This window comes from Pseudomonas sp. 43NM1, from assembly GCF_002836905.1.
GTDB lineage: Bacteria > Pseudomonadota > Gammaproteobacteria > Pseudomonadales > Pseudomonadaceae > Aquipseudomonas > Aquipseudomonas prosekii.
This window is the reverse complement of sequence record NZ_MKGS01000105.1, coordinates 1-2,202: the sequence shown is the minus strand read 5'-3', so window position 1 is coordinate 2,202 and position 2,202 is coordinate 1. Positions and strand designations below refer to the sequence as shown.

Sequence of the window (2,202 nt, the reverse complement as noted above, 5' to 3'; positions counted from 1 at the left end):
CGCCCGCGTTGAGCGGGAATGGCCAGGGTCGCGGCGTAGGCGACCAAAACTTGGGTGACCACCGCGAGCAATCCGGTCAACGCCATGCCGATCAGCAGCCAGACGCTGCTTTGCGCTAGCGCGATCATCAGCAACGCCAGCGCCGACAACAGCGTTTGCGTGACGATCAGGCGCCGACGGTTGAGCAGATCCCCCAGCGGCACCAGCAACAACAGCCCCACGCCGTAACCGACCTGAGTCAGCGTGACGACGATGCCGATGGTCGCTGGGTTCATGCCGAAGGCGTCGGCCATCGCGTCGAGCAGCGGTTGCGCGTAATACACGTTGCCGACGGCGAGACCGCAGGCGACAGCGAACAGCAACACCACGCTGCTGTTCAGGGATTGAGTGGGCTTCATGCCAGGCTCCTGATGTGGTTTCAAAATAAAACCAGTTGTACGTTAAGGAGACTGGTTTTATATTGCAACCACATTTGCAGTCGGCGAGCGCGATCATGGTCAAACGTACAAGCATGCAAGATGCCGAATGCCCGGTGGCACGGTCGCTGGACGCGATTGGTGATTGGTGGTCGTTGCTGATCGTGCGCGATGCGTTCGATGGCATCCGCCGGTTCGGCGAGTTTCAGCGAAGTCTGGGCATGGCCAAGAACATCCTCTCGGCGCGCCTGCGCACCTTGGTCACGCACGGGATTTTCGACTTGGTGCCGGCGTCGGACGGCAGCGCTTATCAGGAATACGTGCTGACGGAAAAGGGCCAGGGCCTGTTCCCGTTGATCATCGGTTTGCGCCAGTGGGGCGAGGCGTTTTTCTTTGCGGCGGGGGAGGCGCGTTCACAAGTGGTGGATCGTCAGCACGGCAAACCGATACGCGCGCTGGAGTTGCGCGCCGAGGATGGGCGATTGTTGGGGCCGGAGGATTGCGTGCGGTTGCCCGCAAACTCACAGATCGCAGCTTCTTAGGACTCTAAGGCTGCGATCTTTTGTGTTTAAAGGATGATCAGCGGACGCTTTCGATCATCTCGGCAACGGTGGTCAGTACGTCTTTACCCAACTGTTTCGAGCGCTTGCCCGACCAGCCTGTCAACGGGTTCGGCGCGTCGTTGTTGTCCTTGAAGGGCATTTCCAGGGTCAGCGACAGGCAATCGAATTTCTGCCCGACGCTGTTACAGGCCAGGGTCATATTGGCTTGGCCCGGCAGGTCGCGGGTGTAGCCGTATTTGGTCTGGAAGTCCTTGGTCAGATGCTTCAAGTGGTTGCGGAAATGCGTCTCCAGCTCTTCGATGCGCGGCGTGTAGCCCGGATTGCCTTCGCAACCAGCGGTGAAGATGTAGGGGATTTCCTCATCGCCGTGAATATCGAGAAACAGATCGACGCCGTACTGCTCCATCTGTTGCTGGACAAAAAACACTTCCGGGCTGATTTCCGGCGTGGCGTTTTGCCAGGCGCGGTTCAGGTCCTGGCCCATGGCGTTGGTGCGCAAATGGCCGTGGAACGCGCCGTCCGGGTTCATGTTCGGCACCAGGTACAGGTCGGCTTTGGCCAGGAGTTTTTGCAGCACTGGGTCGTCGTGTTTTTCCAGGCGTTCGATCACGCCTTCCATGAACCACTCGGCCATGTGCTCGCCGGGATGTTGCTGGGCGATGATCCAGACTTTGCGCTGGCCAGCCGCGCCGGTGCCTTTGCGCAGTAATTGAATGTCGCGACCTTCAACGCTTTTGCCGGTGGCCAGCAGCTCGGTGCCAGCCTTGGTCAGCGCCTGCTCGATCAGCCAGTCGTGGCGACCACGGCTGTACGGTTCGAAATAGGCAAACCAGGCGTGAGTGGCCGTCGCTTCGAGGCTGAAGCGCAGGCAATCGCCTTCAAAAATGGTCGGTACACGGAACCAGTTGACGTGGTCGTAGGACGCCACCGCCTGATAACCGTCCCAGGCTTTGTTGTACGAGGATTTGCTCGCATTGTTCAGGCGAAACCAATGCTCTTGACCGACATGCAGGCCGCTGGCCTTGAAGTGGAACCACTGGAAATGTTGGCTGCGTGTGTCCGGCTTGATCGCCAGAAGGGCCTGCAACGGGTTGCTGATGTCCAGCACTTCAATGTTGCCGCTGTCAAAATTGGCGCTGATGTCGAAAGAGGATTTAGCCACGGTCATAGTCGGTTCCTGATTATGATTTTATGGCTGCTACTTTACACGCAAGGAGGGGGGG

At 58.9% G+C, this 2,202-nt stretch carries 3 protein-coding genes; 1 reads left to right on the top strand and 2 read right to left on the bottom strand.

All coding sequences use genetic code 11. The features are described 5' to 3' along the window. Nucleotides 1–398: MFS transporter (locus BI292_RS10045; RefSeq protein ID WP_157831244.1), on the bottom strand; the 398-nt coding region annotated here is incomplete at its 3' end. A 95-nt stretch (nt 399–493) separates the two neighbouring features. On the opposite strand from BI292_RS10045, the gene BI292_RS10040 reads away from it, so the two are divergent. Continuing rightward, on the top strand, nt 494–958 hold the full coding sequence (locus BI292_RS10040) for a helix-turn-helix domain-containing protein (RefSeq protein ID WP_101207787.1): 465 nt from the start codon (nt 494–496) through the stop codon (nt 956–958). Nucleotides 959–995: 37 nt separating this feature from the next. On the opposite strand, the gene BI292_RS10035 is transcribed toward BI292_RS10040, so the two are convergent. Then, complete coding sequence (locus BI292_RS10035; RefSeq protein WP_101207786.1) at nt 996–2,147, bottom strand: M14-type cytosolic carboxypeptidase; 1,152 nt, start codon at nt 2,145–2,147, stop codon at nt 996–998. Nucleotides 2,148–2,202 lie beyond the last annotated feature (55 nt).

Excerpts from the sequence above, each read along its gene's own strand:
- BI292_RS10040 (WP_101207787.1), top strand. The coding sequence starts at position 494 with ATGGTCAAACGTACAAGCATGCAAGATGCCGAATGCCCGGTGGCACGG.
- BI292_RS10035 (WP_101207786.1), bottom strand. The coding sequence starts at position 2,147 with ATGACCGTGGCTAAATCCTCTTTCGACATCAGCGCCAATTTTGACAGC.